Origin of the sequence: Streptomyces sp. ERV7 (assembly GCF_001653515.1) — a bacterium.
GTDB lineage: Bacteria > Actinomycetota > Actinomycetes > Streptomycetales > Streptomycetaceae > Streptomyces.
Map to the genome: position 1 here is coordinate 1,364,442 of NZ_LYOY01000029.1, position 16,128 is coordinate 1,380,569.

Below are 16,128 nucleotides of genomic sequence, written 5' to 3' on the forward strand. Positions count from 1 at the left end.
GTGCTCACTTTCCGAAGCCGAAGGACGGCGCGGACTCCACCTTCGCGCGCAGACGCCTGCCCTTCTCGGTCGCCTGGTCGTTCAGCTCCTGCTGGAACTCCCGCATGCGCGCGAGGAGTTCGGGGTCGTGGGCGGCCAGCATACGGGCGGCCAGCAGACCCGCGTTGCGCGCCCCGCCCACCGACACCGTCGCCACCGGCACCCCGGCCGGCATCTGCACGATGGACAGCAGGGAGTCCATCCCGTCCAGGTACTTCAGCGGCACCGGGACGCCGATCACCGGCAGCGGGGTGACCGAGGCGAGCATGCCGGGCAGATGGGCGGCCCCGCCCGCGCCCGCGATGATCGCCTTCAGACCGCGGTCCGCCGCCTGCTCGCCGTACGCGATCATCTCGTGCGGCATCCGGTGCGCCGAGACCACGTCGACCTCGTACGGGACCTCGAACTCGTGCAGGGCCTGGGCGGCGGCCTCCATGACCGGCCAGTCGGAGTCCGAGCCCATGACGATGCCGATGACGGGAGGGGTGGTACTCATTCGGTGATCGTTCCTCTGAGGTAGTCCGCCGCGTGACGGGCTCGCTCGCGTACGTCCGCGAGGTCGTCGCCGTAGGTGTTGACGTGGCCGACCTTACGGCCGGGCTTCACGTCCTTGCCATACATGTGGATCTTGAGCTGCGGGTCGCGGGCCATGCAGTGCAGATACGCGTAGTACATGTCCGGGTAGTCGCCGCCGAGCACGTTGCACATGACCGTCCACTTCGACCTCGGGCGCGGGTCGCCCAGCGGAAGGTCGAGCACGGCCCGGACGTGGTTGGCGAACTGCGAGGTGATCGCGCCGTCCTGGGTCCAGTGGCCGGAGTTGTGCGGGCGCATGGCCAGCTCGTTGACGAGGATGCGCCCGTCGCGGGTCTCGAAGAGCTCGACCGCGAGGTGGCCGACCACACCCAGCTCGTCCGCGATGCGCAGGGCCAGCTGCTGGGCCTCGCCCGCCAGCTCCTCGTCGAGGCCGGGTGCTGGGGCGATCACGGTGTCGCAGACGCCGTCGACCTGGACCGACTCGACGACCGGGTAGGCGACCGCCTGGCCGTGCGGGGAGCGCACCACGTTGGCGGCGAGCTCACGGGTGAAGTCGACCTTCTCCTCGGCGAGCACGTCGACGCCCGCCTTGAAGGCGTCCGCCGCGTCCGCCTCGGAGCGTACGAACCACACGCCCTTGCCGTCGTAGCCGCCCCGGACCGTCTTGAGGATGACGGGGTAGCCCTCGCCCTCCGCCGCGAACCGCGACACATCGGCCGGGTCCGCCACCAGCCGGTGGCGGGGGCAGGGCGCGCCGATCTCGTCGAGCTTGGCGCGCATCACCCCCTTGTCCTGGGCGTGCACCAACGCGTCGGGCCCCGGCCGGACGGGAATGCCGTCCGCCTCCAGGGCCCGCAGGTGCTCGGTGGGTACGTGCTCGTGATCGAAGGTGATCACGTCGCAGCCGCGTGCGAAGGCACGCAGCGTGTCCAGGTCGCGATGGTCGCCGATGACGACCTCGCTCACCACCTGGGCCGCCGAGTCCTGGGGGGTGTCACTGAGCAACTTGAATCTGATGCCGAGGGGGATGCCCGCCTCGTGGGTCATACGGGCGAGCTGACCGCCGCCGACCATGCCGACTACCGGGAACGTCACACCCCCAGGGTATCCGCCGTCCCCGGGGCCCCCGCCGGAGCGGCCCGCGGGCCGGTGCGGGGCCGGGTGTGGCCGGGATTTGCGGGCGTCCACGAGCAATGCCCAGAGGCGCTGGTTAGCATGGCTGGGTTGACGTACGACGCATGACACCGATCCAAGAACGACAAACGATCCGAACGGGGCTGAGCGATCACCATGAGTGAACGGGGCGCATTGCGTACGCGACTGCAGCTGCTCGCCCGGGAGATCGCGAAGTTCGGTGCCGTCGGAGCCATCGGGTTCGTCGTCAACGCGATCGTCTTCAACCTGTGTGTGCACGTGGCCCACCTCGCGGTCGTGCGCTCCGGTGTCATCGCCACCGCCGTCGCCATCGGCACCAACTACGTCGGCAACCGCTACTGGACCTACCGGCACACCGACAGCGGCCGGCGCAGCCGGGAGCTGATGCTCTTCCTGCTGTTCAGCGGCATCGGCCTGGTGATCGAGAACGGCGTCCTCGCGCTCTCGCACTACGGCTTCGGCTACACCTCGACGCTCGCCGACAACATCGCCAAGAACGTGGTGGGCCTGGGCCTGGGCACGGTCTTCCGGTTCTGGTCGTACCGCACCTGGGTGTTCCGGGCGCTGCCCGCCCGGGAGGCCGTGCAGACCGCCGAATCCTTTCTCGGCGAGGCCCCGCAGCCGTACGCCCGCCACCATTCAGGGTCGTAAACCGGTCATCTGATCGTCTGCTCCGCCTCGCGCGGGCCGCGCGCCACCCGGCTCAGGAACAGCGCGAACACGGCGGGCTGCTGCTGGAGCATCTCCAGCCGGCCGCCGTCGGCCTCCGCCAGGTCGCGGGCGACGGCGAGGCCGATGCCGGTGGAGTTGCGGCCGCTGATGGTCCGCTCGAAGATCCGCGCCCCGAGGTCGGCCGGCACCCCGGGCCCCTGGTCGGTGACCTCGACCACGGTCTGATTGCCGGTGACCCGGGTGCGCACCGCGACCGTGCCGCCGCCGTGCATCAGCGAGTTCTCGATCAGCGCCGCCAGCACCTGGGCCACCGCCCCCGGGGTGCCCACCGCCCGCAGCCCCTGCTTGCCGGAGCGGACGATCGCGCGGCCCGCGCTGCGGTAGGCCGGGCGCCACTCCTCCAGCTGCTGCTTGACCACCTCGTCGAGATCGAAGACCACGGCCGAGCCGATCCGGGGGTCGCGGGAGTTGGTGAGCAGCCGCTCCACCACGTCGGTGAGCCGCTCGACCTGGGTGAGCGCGATCGTCGCCTCCTCCTTGACCGTGTCCAGGTCGTCGGTGAGGGCGATCTCCTCAAGCCGCATCGAGAGCGCGGTGAGCGGGGTGCGCAGCTGGTGGGAGGCGTCGGCGGCGAGCCGGCGCTCAGCGGTGAGCATCCGCCCGATCCGCTCGGCGGAGGAGTCCAGGACGTCGGCGACCCGGTCCAGCTCGTGCACCCCGTACCGCTTGTGGCGGGGGCGCGGGGCGCCGGAGCCGAGCCGCTCCGCGGTCTCGGCCAGATCGGTGAGCGGGGAGGCCAGCTTGTTGGCCTGGCGTACGGCCAGGAGCACCGCAGAGACGATGGCGAGCAGGGCCACCGCGCCGATGATCAGCAGGGTGCGCCCGACCTCCCGGGTGACCGTGGAGCGGGACTCCTCGACCACGACCGACTCGCCGCGCGCGCCCGTGGCGGTGCCGCGGATGAGCGAGCCGCCGGGCCGGGCGCCGAGCTCGATGGGGGCGCGGCCGGGGATGTCGATCCGGGCGTAGCGGTCGGGGCCGACCCCGGCCAGCGACTGCGGTCCGACCGACTCGCCCGCGAGCATCCGGCTGTCGATGACGCTGACCAGCCGCAACGCCTCGGAGCTGACGCTCTCCTGGGCGCTGCTGCTGATCGTCCTGGTCTCGACGATGACGAGGGAGACGCCGAAGACGGCGATCACCACGAGCACCACGGCGAGCGTGGAGTTGATCAGTCGGCGGCGCATGCCTCAGTGTCCCAGGACGTACGGGCGCGGGCCGACGTACGGCGTCGGCCCACCGGTGGTCAGCTCTTCTCGAAGCGGAAGCCGACGCCGCGGACGGTGGCGATGTAGCGCGGGTTGGCGGCGTCGTCGCCGAGCTTCTTGCGCAGCCAGGAGATGTGCATGTCCAGCGTCTTGGTCGAGGACCACCAGGTGGTGTCCCAGACCTCGCGCATCAGCTGGTCACGGGTGACGACCCGGCCCGCGTCGCGTACGAGGACCCGCAGCAGGTCGAACTCCTTGGCGGTGAGCTGGAGCTCCTCGTCGCCCATCCAGGCGCGGTGCGACTCGACGTCGATCCGGACGCCGTGGGTGGCGGGCTGGGGGGCGGGCTCGGTGGCGCCGCGCCGCAGCAGGGCCCGCACCCGGGCCAGCAGCTCGGCCAGCCGGAACGGCTTGGTGACGTAGTCGTCGGCGCCGGCGTCCAGGCCGACCACGGTGTCCACCTCGTCGGCGCGGGCGGTCAGCACCAGGATCGGGACGGTGTGGCCCTCGGCGCGGAGCCTGCGGGCCACCTCCAGGCCGTCCATACCGGGCAGCCCCAGGTCGAGCACGACCAGGTCGGCGCCTCCCTGGAGTCCTGCGTCGAGGGCGGTCGGGCCGTCCTCGCGGACCTCGACCTCGTAACCTTCCCGACGCAGTGCGCGGGCCAGCGGCTCCGAGATGGACGCGTCGTCCTCGGCGAGCAGTACACGGGTCATGGGGGTGATGGTAGTCCGCGACCGGGACGGGCTGTCCGTGGAACCCGTCAGGGACCGGACGGGGCCGGGGAGCGCGTCCGTTCTTGATCGTCGCCTGACCGTCTCTTGATCGTCCGACGGCCGTTCCTTGATCGTCTTTTGTGCGCCCACCCCTCTGCCTCTGGGATGCGATCCTGTTAACCACCTTCGAATGTGGGCAGATGGTTCCGGCGACGCCTGTGATCCATATCTCAAGTCCTTCCATATGCGGCTGTGTGGTGTCGTATGGTGTCTCAACGCCTTTAGCACTAACACGGGGACCTTTGGCTTGCTTGGCGCGCCAAAGGTCTCTTTTCTGCACAAGGACCGGAATTACTGGTTCCGAAGACAGTGAATGACCTATGGGCCGGGCCCCGGGCGCGATGTCGCGCCCCGGGCGTGGATCCCGGTGGGTCCGTCCTCTCGACTCCGTCACCACGGATGCGAACCCCTCGGGCGTAGGGGCGGGGCGGTTCCCCTGCCGGTGCCGGCCACCCCCCACCGGGCGCGATCACCGCTCACGAAGCGCGCGTCCCGAGCAAGCAAGGATCGACCATGGCGTCCAGCCTGACGAAGGACTCGGCCAGCACCACCGCCGAGAAGACCTTCTTCGGCCACCCCCGCGGCCTGGCCACTCTCTTCATGACCGAGATGTGGGAGCGCTTCTCCTACTACGGCATGAAGGCACTGCTCACCGTCTACCTGCTCTCCGGCGGCCCCGGCGCCGGCGAAGGGAGCATGGGCGGCGGTCTGGCCATGGACGTGGCCACCACCACGGTCATCGTCTCCGTCTACTCGGCGATGGTGTACCTGCTCGCCATGCCCGGCGGCTGGCTCGGCGACCGAGTCTGGGGCCCGCGCAAGACGGTCGCCATCGCGGCCGTCACGATCATGGCCGGGCACGTCACGCTGGCGCTGCCCGGCGGTCAGGCCCCGTTCTTCGCGGGTCTGGCGCTGGTCGCGGCCGGTTCCGGTCTGCTCAAGGCCAACATCTCCACGATGGTGGGCCACCTCTACGACGGCCCGGACGACCCGCGCCGTGACGGTGGCTTCACGATCTTCTACATGGGGATCAACGCGGGGGCCTTCTTCGCCCCGCTGGCCATCGGCACCGTCGGCCAGAAGGTCAACTGGCACCTCGGCTTCAGCATGGCCGCGGTCGGCATGGCCATCGGTCTCGCCGCCTTCCTCCTGGGCACCCGCAACCTGAGCCCGAAGAGCAACCTCGTTCCCAAGCCGCTGGCGGCCGAGGAGCGCACGGCCTTCCTGCGCAAGGGCCTGATCTGGGTGGCCATCGCCACCGCCTTCTACGCGGTCGTCGGCTTCACCGGCCACTTCACCCTGAACTGGGCGATGATCCCGCTCACCATCATCGGCCTGGTCGTTCCGGCCGCCGTGCTGCTGCGGATCAAGCGCGACAAGGACCTCTCGGCCCCCGAGCAGTCGAAGATGACCGGCTACATCTGGTTCTTCGTCGCGGCCGCCGTGTTCTGGATGATCTACGACCAGGGTGCGTCCACCGTCCAGGCGTTCGGTGAGGGCAAGGCCTCCCACTCGATGCTGGGCTTCGGCTTCCCGACCTCCTGGTACCAGTCGCTGAACCCGCTGTTCGTCATGGCGGCGGCGCCGGTCTTCGCCTGGATCTGGATGTGGCTGAACCGTCAGGGCAAGGAGCCCAGCAGCATCGTGAAGTTCACGATGGGCCTGGTGCTCATCGGGGTCTCGTTCTTCTTCTTCCTGATCCCGCTCGGCATGGCGGCGAACGGCACCGCGGTCAGCCCGATGTGGCTGGTGGGCATCTACTTCATCCAGACCGTGGGTGAGCTGTGCCTGTCGCCGGTCGGCCTGTCGGTCACGACGAAGATGGCCCCGGCCAAGTACGCCAGCCAGATGATGGGCGTGTGGTTCCTCGCGGTCACCGCCGGTGACTCCATCACCAGCCTGCTCTCGAACCCCGCCGTGTTCGGCATCAGCCTGGACCGCACCGGCGCCGTGGCGGTCGAGGCCGCCCTCGCCGTCCTCGCGGGTGTGGCCGTCTTCATGTACCGCAAGAAGGTCAAGGAGCACATGGGCGCCGTCCGCTGACGCGCCCGCACAGCACGGAACGGCCCGGTACGCATCGCGCGTACCGGGCCGTTCCGCGTACCGGGCGCTGTGTCAGCGCGTGCCGCGCAGCCGCCGCCACGGCGTGAACGTGAAGACCGCGCCGCCGAGCAGGACCGCGGTCCCGGCGATGAGGCCGAGGGCGCGCAGGGCGCCGTGGTCGCTCGCGCCGGTATCGGCGAGGCCGCCGGCCGCGGACGCGCTGCCGCCGGTGGCGCCGCCGGAGCCGCCGGACGCACCCGTGCCGCCGGACGCGCCGCCCGGCTGGGCCGCGGTGTCCAGCTCCAGGGACACGGGGGCCGCGCCCTTGACCGTGCACGGGATGTGGATCTTCTGGCCGGCCAGGGTGACGTCGATCGACAGGGTGCCGGGGCTGAGCGTGGACTTGCCGCTCGCGCCCGGTGTGTAGGTGCCGGTCATGTCGGAGAGGCTGACCGGGTCGCCGGTGTTCAGGGGGCCGGAGTTGGCCGGTCCCGTCACCGTCACCGCGCCCTTGTCGGCGCCGCCGACGGTGACCTGCATGGAGGGCTTGAGCGCGCCCACCGGCAGCGGGGCCGGGCTGTTCATGACGCCCTTGGCGGTCTTGACCGTGAGGGCGTAACTCCCGCCGCTCTTCTTGGCGTTGATCGTCACCTTGGAGTTGATGCTCGACGGGCCGGGGGCCGTACAGGCGAAGGTGACCGCGACCTCCTTGCCGGGGAAGTCGCTCTGGCCGCCGGAGCCACCGGTGCCGCCGCCCGTGGACGTGGTGCCGCCGGACGTCGTCGTCCCACCCGAGGTGGTCCCGCCGGAGGTGGTCCCACCCGAGGCCGTCCCGCCCGAAGTGGTCCCGCCGGACGTCGTGCCGCCGGAGGCCGTGGTGCCGCCGCTGCCCGTCGAGCCGCCGGACGTGGTCGTCCCGCCGGACGTCGTCGTGCCGCCCGTCGTGCCGCCGCCCTCCGTCACCTTGATCGTCGCCCCCGCGCCCACCTTCTCCTTCGGGGAGCACTTGGTGTCCGTCGAGATCGGCTTGCTGACGTTGATGTTGTACTTGTCCGGCGTGAGCGTGACCTCGCCCGCCTTGGTCAGCTTCAGCTTGGCCTTCATGTCGGGCAGGACCATCGGGCTGTTCTTGGGGATCGGCGGGTTCTGCCGAGGGCCCTCCACCCCCAGGTCGGCGGTCTGGGCACCGGCCACCTTGACGGTGCCGGTCGGCTTCACCGTGTCCTTCCCCAGGTCGAGGACGTCGGGGTTCTTCGACGCGGCCTGGGTGGTCTTCCAGACCACCTCGACCTCGTCGCCCACCTTCGCCTCGGCGGGCGCGGTGAGCTGCACCTTGGTGGTGCCCTCGACGGCCGGCAGGCCGGAGATGGGTGGCGGGATGCACTCGGTGGCGTAGGAGACCTCTGCCGCCCGGGCGGGCCCGGCGGCCAGAATGATCCCCGCGCCCCCGAGCATCAGCGCGACTCCTGCCGCGCTCATCCTCCGTTGCGTGGTCACGGATTTCCCTTCGTCGTGGGGGTGTTCGGACGCTTCTCGGTCGGTGCGGAGTCGGGGGTGAACCACGGCAGGGGCGTCGTCGCCGTGCTCGTGGTGGAGGCGTTGCCGGCGGACGGCCGCGGGGGCGGTCCGTCGGCGGGCCCGTGCGCGGGGCGTCGCGGGCGGAGCAGGCGGGCCCGGCCACCGTCCCCGGCCACCGTCCGCGCGGCCCCGCCGTGCGTGCCCCGCGCCGCTCGGGCGGACCCGGTCCACCACGGCCATGCCGATACGGAACACCGCCGCCGGGACGACCAGGCACAACAGGATCCAGAAGAGCGTGACGCCCCACGGGCGGCCCACCCCCCACGGCTGGCCGGCGAGCACCTTCTGCCCGTACTTCACGGAGACCTGGTAGTCGCCGTGCGCACCCGCCGACAGCTCGAAGCCCAGGCGGACCTCGGCCTTGCCGCCGGGCGCGATGGTGCCCTTCCACTGCCGGTCCTCCCACTGCGGCGCGAACACGCCGTGGGAGGTGCCCACTTGGAAGACCGGGTCCTTGACCGGGGCCGAGCCGAGGTTGCCGACGGTGACGACCAGCGTGCGCGAGGGCGGCGCCCCGAACCAGGTGAGGATCCCGCTGCTCCCGTCGAGCTCCGGCGCGGTCAGGACGCTGAGGCGCCCGGTACCGGACTGCTCGGGCAGCGGCGCCACCGGATGGCCGGTGATCTTCAACTCGGCGTCCACCACGGCCTGCTCCCCCGTCACGGTGGCCACGTGCACCACACAGGGGCAGGGCTTGGGCGGCGCAGACACCGGCAGCGGCTTGCTGAAGGCGCCCTTGGCGTCGGTGGTCACCGCGCGCCCGTCGGCGTTGGCGCAGGAGTTGGTGCCGCCGATCACGCCCTGGCCGGGGGTGGACTGGCCGCAGACCAGCAGCATCAGCAGGGTGCCGGGCCGCCAGCCGGTGCCGCTCGCGGTGATCTCGCTCCCCTTGGCCGCCTCCGGCTCGGAGAGCGTCACGACGGGCTTGGCGTCGTCGGCGCTCGCGGCCGCGGACGGCTGCGCCCACGCAGGCGGAAGCATCAGCAGGACGGCCGCGACCAGCGCCGCCACTCTCGTACGCGGCCTCACGATGCTGCTCCCGTCGTCGCCGACTCGCTTACGGGCTCGGGCTCTTCCGGCTCACCGGGCCCGGCCCGGCGGCGCCGTCTCCGCAACCACAGCGCCGCCCCCGCGCCCGCGGCCACGCATCCGGCGCCCGCCACCGGACCCCACGGCACGGACACCGCCGAGGCGCTCGCCTCGCTCGGGGCGGCCCCGTCCGCCGCCGCCGTCAGCCGCACCTCGACACGGTCGAGGGCGGGCGGGCGCCACGGCTCGGTCAACTCGACGCGCCGGCCGGGCAGCAGCTCCACCGGCAGCGCGCGGGCCGGGCGCCGCAGCCGCTGCCCGAAGAACCCGTCGGCGCGGACGGCGAGCCTCGGGGCGAGCGTCGTGTTGCCCCGGTTGACCAGGGCGTACCGGATGAGGGAGCGGCTCTTGTCGAGGCGTACGTCCTCGACGGTGAGCGCGGGCAGCACCGGGCCCGCGACCCGCACCTGGACCCGCACCCCCGCCTCGCGTCCGCCGCCGGACGCGACCAGCGCCGCCGGGTGGTCGCCGGGCGCCGCACCCGCCGGGACCGTCACCGCGAACGGCACCTCGGCCCGGGTGCGCGCCGGGATCCGCACCTCGCCCGAGGCGAGCGCCAGCCAGGGGTCGGCGCCGGGCCGCACCGCGAAGGCGCCGGTGGGCGTGTTGTACGCGCCGGCCCCGCGCAGCCGCAGGGTCAGCGGGCGCCCGGTGGGGTTGGTGAGCGAGAGCCGGTCCTCCAGTACGGAGCCCGGCGCGCCCTCCAGATAGAAGTACGGTCTGCCGTCGCCGCTGGGCCGCGAGCCCCCGCCCGAGGCGGGCGCGGCGCTCCACTCCCCCTCGGCGGCGCGCGCGGCGGGGGCGGACAGGGCGGTCAGGGCCAGGGCCGCGGCGAACACGGCCAGGCGGAGCGGTCGTGGCGGCATCAGCGGCTCCCCGTCGGGCGTGGATACGGCCCGGTTCAGCCGTGCGCCCGGGCGCCGCGCCGGGTCAGCCACAGCACCCCGGCCGCGCCGGTGAGCAGGACCGTGCCGCCGAGCGTGCCGAGGGCGAGTGCGGAGTCGAGCGGGCCGGTCCTGGGCAGCGATTCCACCGGCCCCGAGGCACCGGTGACGTCCAGGGAGAGGGAGGGGCCGGGACTGTTGCCCGGGGTGCAGGTCGTGGTGGTGCCCAGCGCCTTGATGGTGAGGATCGAGGCGGTGAAGGTGACCTTGCCCGACGCCTTCGGTGTGTACGTACCGCTCAGGTCGCTGATCTTGATGGGGGCGTTGGCGGGGATCTCGGCCGTGTTGGCCGGTCCGGCCACCGCCACCGTCCCCTTGTCGGGGCCGCCGAGCTTGATGACCGCGCTCGGGTTCATCGCCCCGGCGCCCAGCGCCACCGGGCTGGAGGAGACGCCCTTCTGGAAGGACATGGTCAGCTTGTAGGCGCTGCCGCTCTTGACCGCCCTGATGTCGATGGGCGACACCGCGCTCTTGGGTCCGATAGGGGTCTCGCACTTGTAGTTGACGTCCACGACGTCGGCGTGGGCGGCGGGGGCGGCCATCAGCACCACCGGGCCCGCCACGGCAGCCGCAAGGGCGAGTGCTGTCCGCTTCTGGTACGACACGTCCGACACCTCGAATTTCCCTCGTTCCCGAGGCCGTTCACGTTACTGACGGCACATCAGATTGGGCGTCAAGGTACGCCGGGGACCTTGGAGAGGGAAGACACACAACGCAGTGGATGAGGGATCGCAAGTGACACGAGTGCCCCGTGGCGCGGGCGCCGCGCGCGGGGCCGGATTTCCGAGGGGGCGCCCTACGCGGGCGCGGCGAGCTCCGCCCAGACCATCTTGCCGGGCACTCCGGGAGTCCGGACGACCCCCCAGTCCAGACAGAGCCGCTGGACGATGAACATGCCGTGGCCGCCGGGCCGCCCCGCGCGGTGCGGGGTGCGGGGCGCGGGCTGGCCCGAGCCGAGGTCGGTGACCTCCAGGCGCAGCACCTTCGAGGTGCAGGCGACCCGGAGCTGCTCGGGGCCCTCGGCGTGCAGACAGGCGTTGGTGACCAGCTCGGAGACCACGAGCAGGACGTCCTCGGCGGCCGCGCGACGGTCGGCGGACGCGGCCGGGAGCCAGCCCCAGTCGTGCAGCGCCTGGCGGGTGAAGTCGCGCGCCAGCGGCACGATGCCACTGGCTCCGTACAGGGCGAGGACGCGTGAGGCCGCCACCGGAGCTCCGTCCGGCTCGGGGCCACGGTCGCCCGGCTGATGCTGCCGGGTGGTGCTCATCAGCGCTTCACCTCACCGATTCACCGAATGCCTGGTTCGCCAACGTCTTGAGTCTGGTCTCCTGCCCCGCCAGAGCGGGGTCAGTCGTCCAGTGCGGCTTCGAGCGAATCATGCACGGTGAAGACCGCTTCCGCTCCGGTGATCTCGAAGACGCGGGCCACCACGGGAAGCATTCCCGCCAGATGGACCCCGCCGCCGACGGCCTCGGCCTTCAGCCGGGCGCCGAGCAGCACGTTCAGTCCGGTGGAGTCGCAGAATTCGAGCTGCCCGCAGTCGACGACCAGCCGGCTGCGACCCGCCTCCACCGCGTTCTCCAACGGCTCGCTGAGCAGTTCCGCCGTGTGGTGGTCCAGCTCGCCCACGGGCGTGAAGACCTCGCTGCGGCCGTGCGAGCGGACACCGACCTTGAGCCGGCCCCCGTTTGTGCTGCCGACCGTGCCGCGGTCCATGCCGTCCCTCTTCGCCGTGATTCGCCGTGCCGCACCGTGACCGCTGCGGCAGTGGTTCGCGTGGCCCATGGGGTGCGGTCGCTGTGCTCCCCGTCACAAGTGACGCACCTCTCCGCATATGTCACCGAACACGGCTCCGTACACGCGGACTCCCCGAGAACACTACGCCTTCCCTACGCGCGCCGGAAGCCAAACACCGTCCCGAACCGGACATATGCGGACAACACGACCTTGCGACGGTACGACCAAAGCGGGTAGGGGTAGGAGGAGCAGTTTTTCACCACGACCGGCCATGGAGGCGCCGCACACCGATTCGCCACGTATGGGCATCGGCAGCCATATGCCGAGAACGATGGAGGAGACCCCATGTCACCCCGGCTCGACGAATCCATGGATACGTCGGCAACGCACATGCCGCACACCACGATCGAGGGACTCGACGATCTCCCGGAGATCCCTCCCTACGAAGACATCGCGCCGCTGGACGCGCGGGCCCTGTCGAAGACGCTCTTCGCCCGGCTCGACTCCCTCGAAGAGGGCACCCACGCGTACTCCTACGTACGCAACACGCTCGTCGAACTCAACCTCGCGCTGGTCAAGTTCGCCGCCTCCCGGTTCCGCTCGCGCAGCGAGCCGATGGAGGACATCATCCAGGTCGGCACCATCGGCCTGATCAAGGCGATCGACCGCTTCGAGCACGACCGGGGCGTGGAGTTCCCGACCTTCGCGATGCCGACCATCGTCGGCGAGATCAAGCGCTTCTTCCGCGACACCTCCTGGTCGGTCCGGGTCCCCCGGCGCCTCCAGGAGCTCCGCCTCGACCTGGCCAAGGCGGGCGACGAACTCGCCCAGCAACTCGACCGCGCACCGACGGTGGGCGAGCTCGCCGAGCGCCTGGGCATCAGCAAGGACGAGGTCGTCGAGGGAATGGCGGCGAGCAACGCGTACACCGCGAGCTCGCTGGACGCCCAGCCCGAGGAGGACGACACCGAGGGCGCGCTCTCGGACCGGATCGGCTACGAGGACCACGACCTCGAAGGCGTCGAGTACATCGAGTCGCTCAGGCCGCTGATCGCCGAACTCCCGCCCCGGGACCGCAAGATCCTGTCGCTGCGGTTCGTCGCCAACATGACCCAGTCCGAGATCGGCGAGGAGCTCGGCATCTCCCAGATGCACGTCTCCCGGCTGCTCGCGCGCACCCTGACCCGGCTGCGCAGGGGGCTGACCCTGGAGGAGTGACACCGCCGCTCCCCAGGCCCGGCAGCATGCCGGGCACGCCTGTGCGAGGGCCCGTTCCTTATGGGGACGGGCCCGCCGCATTGTTGACGAACCGTGCGGTCTCGGTCACATTGAGCGCGGGGCAACCGGGGGTCTGGGGGGACTCATGCCGTACGAGACCACGTCGTGCTCGACGCTCGAAGCGACCATGCGGGACCGGCTCGGGCGTGAGTGCCTGTACCTGCCGTCCTGCCGGCTCGCGCTGTACGTGGCGCTGCGCCACTGGTGCGCGCCCGGCGGCCGGGTCCTGATGTCGCCCGTCAACGACGACGTCATCTTCTTCGTGGTGCTCGCGGCCGGGCTGCGGCCCGTACAGGCGCCGCTGAACCCGCTCGACGGCTCGATCGACCTCGCCGCCGTACCGGAGGAGACCTGGTCGGGGCTTTCGGCGGTGCTCACCACCAATCTGTACGGCAACCCGGACCCGGCGCCCGGACTGCGCGCCAGGTGCGACCGGTCGGGCATCGCGCTCATCGAGGACGCGGCCCACGCCATCGGGAGCGAGGTGGACGGGCAGGCGGTCGGCACCTTCGGCGACGCGGCCGTCTTCTCGCTCTCCAAGCACACCGCCGCCAAGGCGGGCGGCTTCCTCGCGGTCGCCGACCCGGGCCTGCGCGAGGCCCTGGCCAAGGCCCGTGACGAACTCCTCGACCCGCCCCGGCGTACGGCCGAACTCGCCTACTGGGCCCGGCCGTACGCGGAGGCGGCCGTCCGGGGCCTGCGGCTCGCGCCCGCCGCCCGGTCGGTGCTGCGGACGCTCGGGCGCCAGGAGCGCGAGGACATCCGGATGGCGCTCAGACCCGGCGAGCTGACCAGGGCCGTCGCCGCCGCGCCCGCCCTGGCCGACTTCCACTCCTGGGTACGGGTGGACATGCACGACTACCGCACCGGCGCGGGCGGCCTCAGACGCGCCCGGATCGGGCGGAAGCTGGACCGCCTCGACGCGGTGCTCGCCCTGCACCGGGCGGGAACCGAGAAACTGCTGGCCAGCGAGTGGGCCCGGCCCGGGTCCGGGCCCGTGCAGCCGCTGTTCCGGGTGCCGCTGCTCGTCGAGGACCGGGACGCGGCGCGGGCGGCGCTCGCCGAGGCGCGGGTGAACGTCGGCTACCTCTACGACCCCCCGCTCGACGACTACGCGGGCGCCGCCTTCACCGACCCCTCGCCCGCTCCCGAGGCCGGGCGCTGGTTCGCGCGGCACGCCCTGCCCGTCGACCCGCTCAGGGCCGAACTGTCGCTGCGGGTCCTGGAGGAGTCGGGGGCCCGGCCTCGGGAGGGGTGCCCCCCGTCACGCTTCACCCTCCCGCATCGGCACCCGCACGCCCCGCTCGTCCGCGACCGACTCCGCGATGTCGTATCCGGCGTCGACGTGCCGGATGACGCCCATCCCGGGGTCGTTCGTCAGTACGCGGCGGATCTTCTCGCCCGCCAGCGCCGTGCCGTCGGCCACCGTGACCTGGCCCGCGTGGATGGAGCGGCCCATGCCGACGCCGCCGCCGTGGTGCAGGGAGACCCAGGACGCGCCGGAGGCGACGTTCACCATGGCGTTCAGGAGCGGCCAGTCCGCGATCGCGTCGGAGCCGTCCAGCATCGCCTCGGTCTCGCGGTACGGGGAGGCCACCGAGCCGCAGTCGAGGTGGTCGCGGCCGATGGCCAGCGGGGCCGCCAGCTCGCCGGACGCCACCATGTCGTTGAAGCGCTCGCCCGCCTTGTCCCGCTCGCCGTAGCCGAGCCAGCAGATACGCGCGGGCAGGCCCTGGAAGTGGACGCGCTCGCCCGCCATCTTGATCCAGCGGTGCAGCGACTCGTTCTCCGGGAACAGGTCCAGGATCGCCTTGTCGGTCTTGTGGATGTCGGACGCCTCGCCCGACAGCGCCGCCCAGCGGAACGGGCCCTTGCCCTCGCAGAAGAGCGGGCGGATGTACGCGGGGACGAAGCCGGGGAACGCGAACGCCCGGTCGTACCCGGCCAGCTGGGCCTCGCCGCGGATCGAGTTGCCGTAGTCGAAGACCTCGGCGCCCGCGTCCATGAAGCCGACCATCGCCTCGACGTGCCGGGCCATGGACTCCCGGGCGCGGGTGGTGAAGCCCGCCGGGTCCTTCGCCGCGTACGCGGCCATGTCGTCGAAGTCGACGCCGACCGGCAGGTACGCCAGCGGGTCGTGCGCCGACGTCTGGTCGGTCACGATGTCGACCGGCGCACCCTCGGCCAGCATCTGCGGCAGCAGCTCCGCCGCGTTGCCGAGCAGGCCGATGGAGAGCGGCCGGCGGGCGTCGCGCGCCTCGACCGCCAGCTCAAGGGCGTGCCGCAGGTTGTCGGCCTTCACGTCGAGGTAGCGGTGCTCGATGCGGCGCTCGATGGCGCGCGGGTCGACGTCGATACAGATCGCGACGCCGTCGTTCATCGTCACGGCGAGCGGCTGCGCGCCGCCCATGCCGCCGAGCCCGGCGGTGAGCGTGATCGTCCCGGCCAGCGTCCCGTTGAACTTCTTCGCCGCCACGGCCGAGAAGGTCTCGTAGGTGCCCTGGAGGATGCCCTGGGTGCCGATGTAGATCCAGGAGCCCGCGGTCATCTGGCCGTACATGGTCAGACCCAGCTGCTCCAGGCGGCGGAACTCCTCCCAGTTCGCCCAGTCGCCCACCAGGTTGGAGTTGGCGATCAGGACGCGCGGGGCCCACTCATGGGTCTGCATCACACCGACCGGGCGGCCGGACTGGACGAGCATCGTCTCGTCCTGCTTGAGCGTGCGCAGCGTGCGCACCATCGCGTCGAAGGAGCGCCAGTCGCGCGCGGCCTTGCCGGTGCCGCCGTAGACCACGAGCTTGTCGGGGTGCTCGGCGACCTCGGGGTCGAGGTTGTTCTGGAGCATCCGAAGGGCGGCTTCCTGCTGCCATCCCAGGGTGGTCAGTTCCGTACCGCGCGGTGCCCGTACGGGGCGGGGTCCTGACATGGCGAGGCCTCCTCACGACGTGACTCAGATATTCACATCCTGTCTTTCTGAATAGAACTAGTCAATACCTTGGTACGTCTGCGCGT

The 16,128-nt window shown here is 71.6% G+C and carries 13 protein-coding genes and 1 pseudogene; 4 read left to right on the forward strand and 10 right to left on the reverse strand.

Translation table 11 applies throughout. The features are described from left to right. Positions 1–4: 4 nt before the first annotated feature. Positions 5–535: a 5-(carboxyamino)imidazole ribonucleotide mutase gene (purE, locus tag A8W25_RS12510; protein WP_067159837.1), complete on the reverse strand. Its 531-nt coding sequence runs from the start codon at positions 533–535 to the stop codon at positions 5–7. Next, positions 532–1,671, reverse strand: a complete 1,140-nt coding sequence (locus A8W25_RS12515; RefSeq protein WP_199831730.1) for a 5-(carboxyamino)imidazole ribonucleotide synthase — start codon at positions 1,669–1,671, stop codon at positions 532–534. The genes purE and A8W25_RS12515 overlap by 4 nt, the downstream gene beginning before the upstream one ends. A gap of 195 nt (positions 1,672–1,866) precedes the next feature. Here A8W25_RS12515 and A8W25_RS12520 point away from each other — a divergent pair, with 195 nt between their 5' ends. Beyond that, positions 1,867–2,382: a GtrA family protein gene (locus tag A8W25_RS12520; protein ID WP_067159840.1), complete on the forward strand. Its 516-nt coding sequence runs from the start codon at positions 1,867–1,869 to the stop codon at positions 2,380–2,382. Positions 2,383–2,387: 5 nt separating this feature from the next. Here the strand turns inward: A8W25_RS12520 and A8W25_RS12525 are convergent, their stop codons facing one another. Both A8W25_RS12525 and A8W25_RS12530 read right to left on the reverse strand, forming a co-directional pair. Beyond that, positions 2,388–3,650: an ATP-binding protein gene (locus tag A8W25_RS12525; protein WP_067159843.1), complete on the reverse strand. Its 1,263-nt coding sequence runs from the start codon at positions 3,648–3,650 to the stop codon at positions 2,388–2,390. A 59-nt stretch (positions 3,651–3,709) separates the two neighbouring features. Next, entirely contained in the window at positions 3,710–4,387 is a 678-nt protein-coding gene (locus A8W25_RS12530) for a response regulator transcription factor (RefSeq protein WP_067159845.1), read from the reverse strand. A gap of 573 nt (positions 4,388–4,960) precedes the next feature. On the opposite strand from A8W25_RS12530, the gene A8W25_RS12535 reads away from it, so the two are divergent. Further along, positions 4,961–6,490, forward strand: a complete 1,530-nt coding sequence (locus A8W25_RS12535) for a peptide MFS transporter (RefSeq protein ID WP_067159848.1) — start codon at positions 4,961–4,963, stop codon at positions 6,488–6,490. Between the two features lie 72 nt (positions 6,491–6,562). Here the strand turns inward: A8W25_RS12535 and A8W25_RS12540 are convergent, their stop codons facing one another. The 5 genes from A8W25_RS12540 to A8W25_RS12560 all read right to left on the reverse strand — a co-directional run bounded on the left by A8W25_RS12540 (position 6,563) and on the right by A8W25_RS12560 (position 11,817). Further along, positions 6,563–7,969, reverse strand: coding sequence for a hypothetical protein (locus A8W25_RS12540; RefSeq protein WP_067161130.1), 1,407 nt, complete (start codon positions 7,967–7,969; stop codon positions 6,563–6,565). Between the two features lie 1,124 nt (positions 7,970–9,093). Next, positions 9,094–10,023, reverse strand: coding sequence for a hypothetical protein (locus A8W25_RS12545; RefSeq protein WP_067161137.1), 930 nt, complete (start codon positions 10,021–10,023; stop codon positions 9,094–9,096). Between the two features lie 35 nt (positions 10,024–10,058). Further along, positions 10,059–10,706, reverse strand: coding sequence for a peptidase (locus A8W25_RS12550; protein ID WP_067161133.1), 648 nt, complete (start codon positions 10,704–10,706; stop codon positions 10,059–10,061). Between the two features lie 191 nt (positions 10,707–10,897). Beyond that, positions 10,898–11,368, reverse strand: a complete 471-nt coding sequence (locus tag A8W25_RS12555; protein ID WP_067159851.1) for an ATP-binding protein — start codon at positions 11,366–11,368, stop codon at positions 10,898–10,900. A gap of 80 nt (positions 11,369–11,448) precedes the next feature. Then, complete coding sequence (locus A8W25_RS12560; RefSeq protein ID WP_067159854.1) at positions 11,449–11,817, reverse strand: STAS domain-containing protein; 369 nt, start codon at positions 11,815–11,817, stop codon at positions 11,449–11,451. 390 nt (positions 11,818–12,207) lie between these two features. Between A8W25_RS12560 and A8W25_RS12565 the strand changes: the two genes are divergently transcribed. Both A8W25_RS12565 and A8W25_RS32280 read left to right on the forward strand, forming a co-directional pair. Then, on the forward strand, positions 12,208–13,056 hold the full coding sequence (locus tag A8W25_RS12565; protein ID WP_234386444.1) for an RNA polymerase sigma factor SigF: 849 nt from the start codon (positions 12,208–12,210) through the stop codon (positions 13,054–13,056). Positions 13,057–13,243: 187 nt separating this feature from the next. After that, a pseudogene (locus A8W25_RS32280) lies at positions 13,244–14,368 on the forward strand (DegT/DnrJ/EryC1/StrS family aminotransferase); the annotation flags it as partial. A 12-nt stretch (positions 14,369–14,380) separates the two neighbouring features. Here the strand turns inward: A8W25_RS32280 and hutU are convergent. Beyond that, entirely contained in the window at positions 14,381–16,042 is a 1,662-nt protein-coding gene (gene hutU / locus A8W25_RS12580) for a urocanate hydratase (protein WP_067158377.1), read from the reverse strand. Positions 16,043–16,128: the final 86 nt, after the last annotated feature.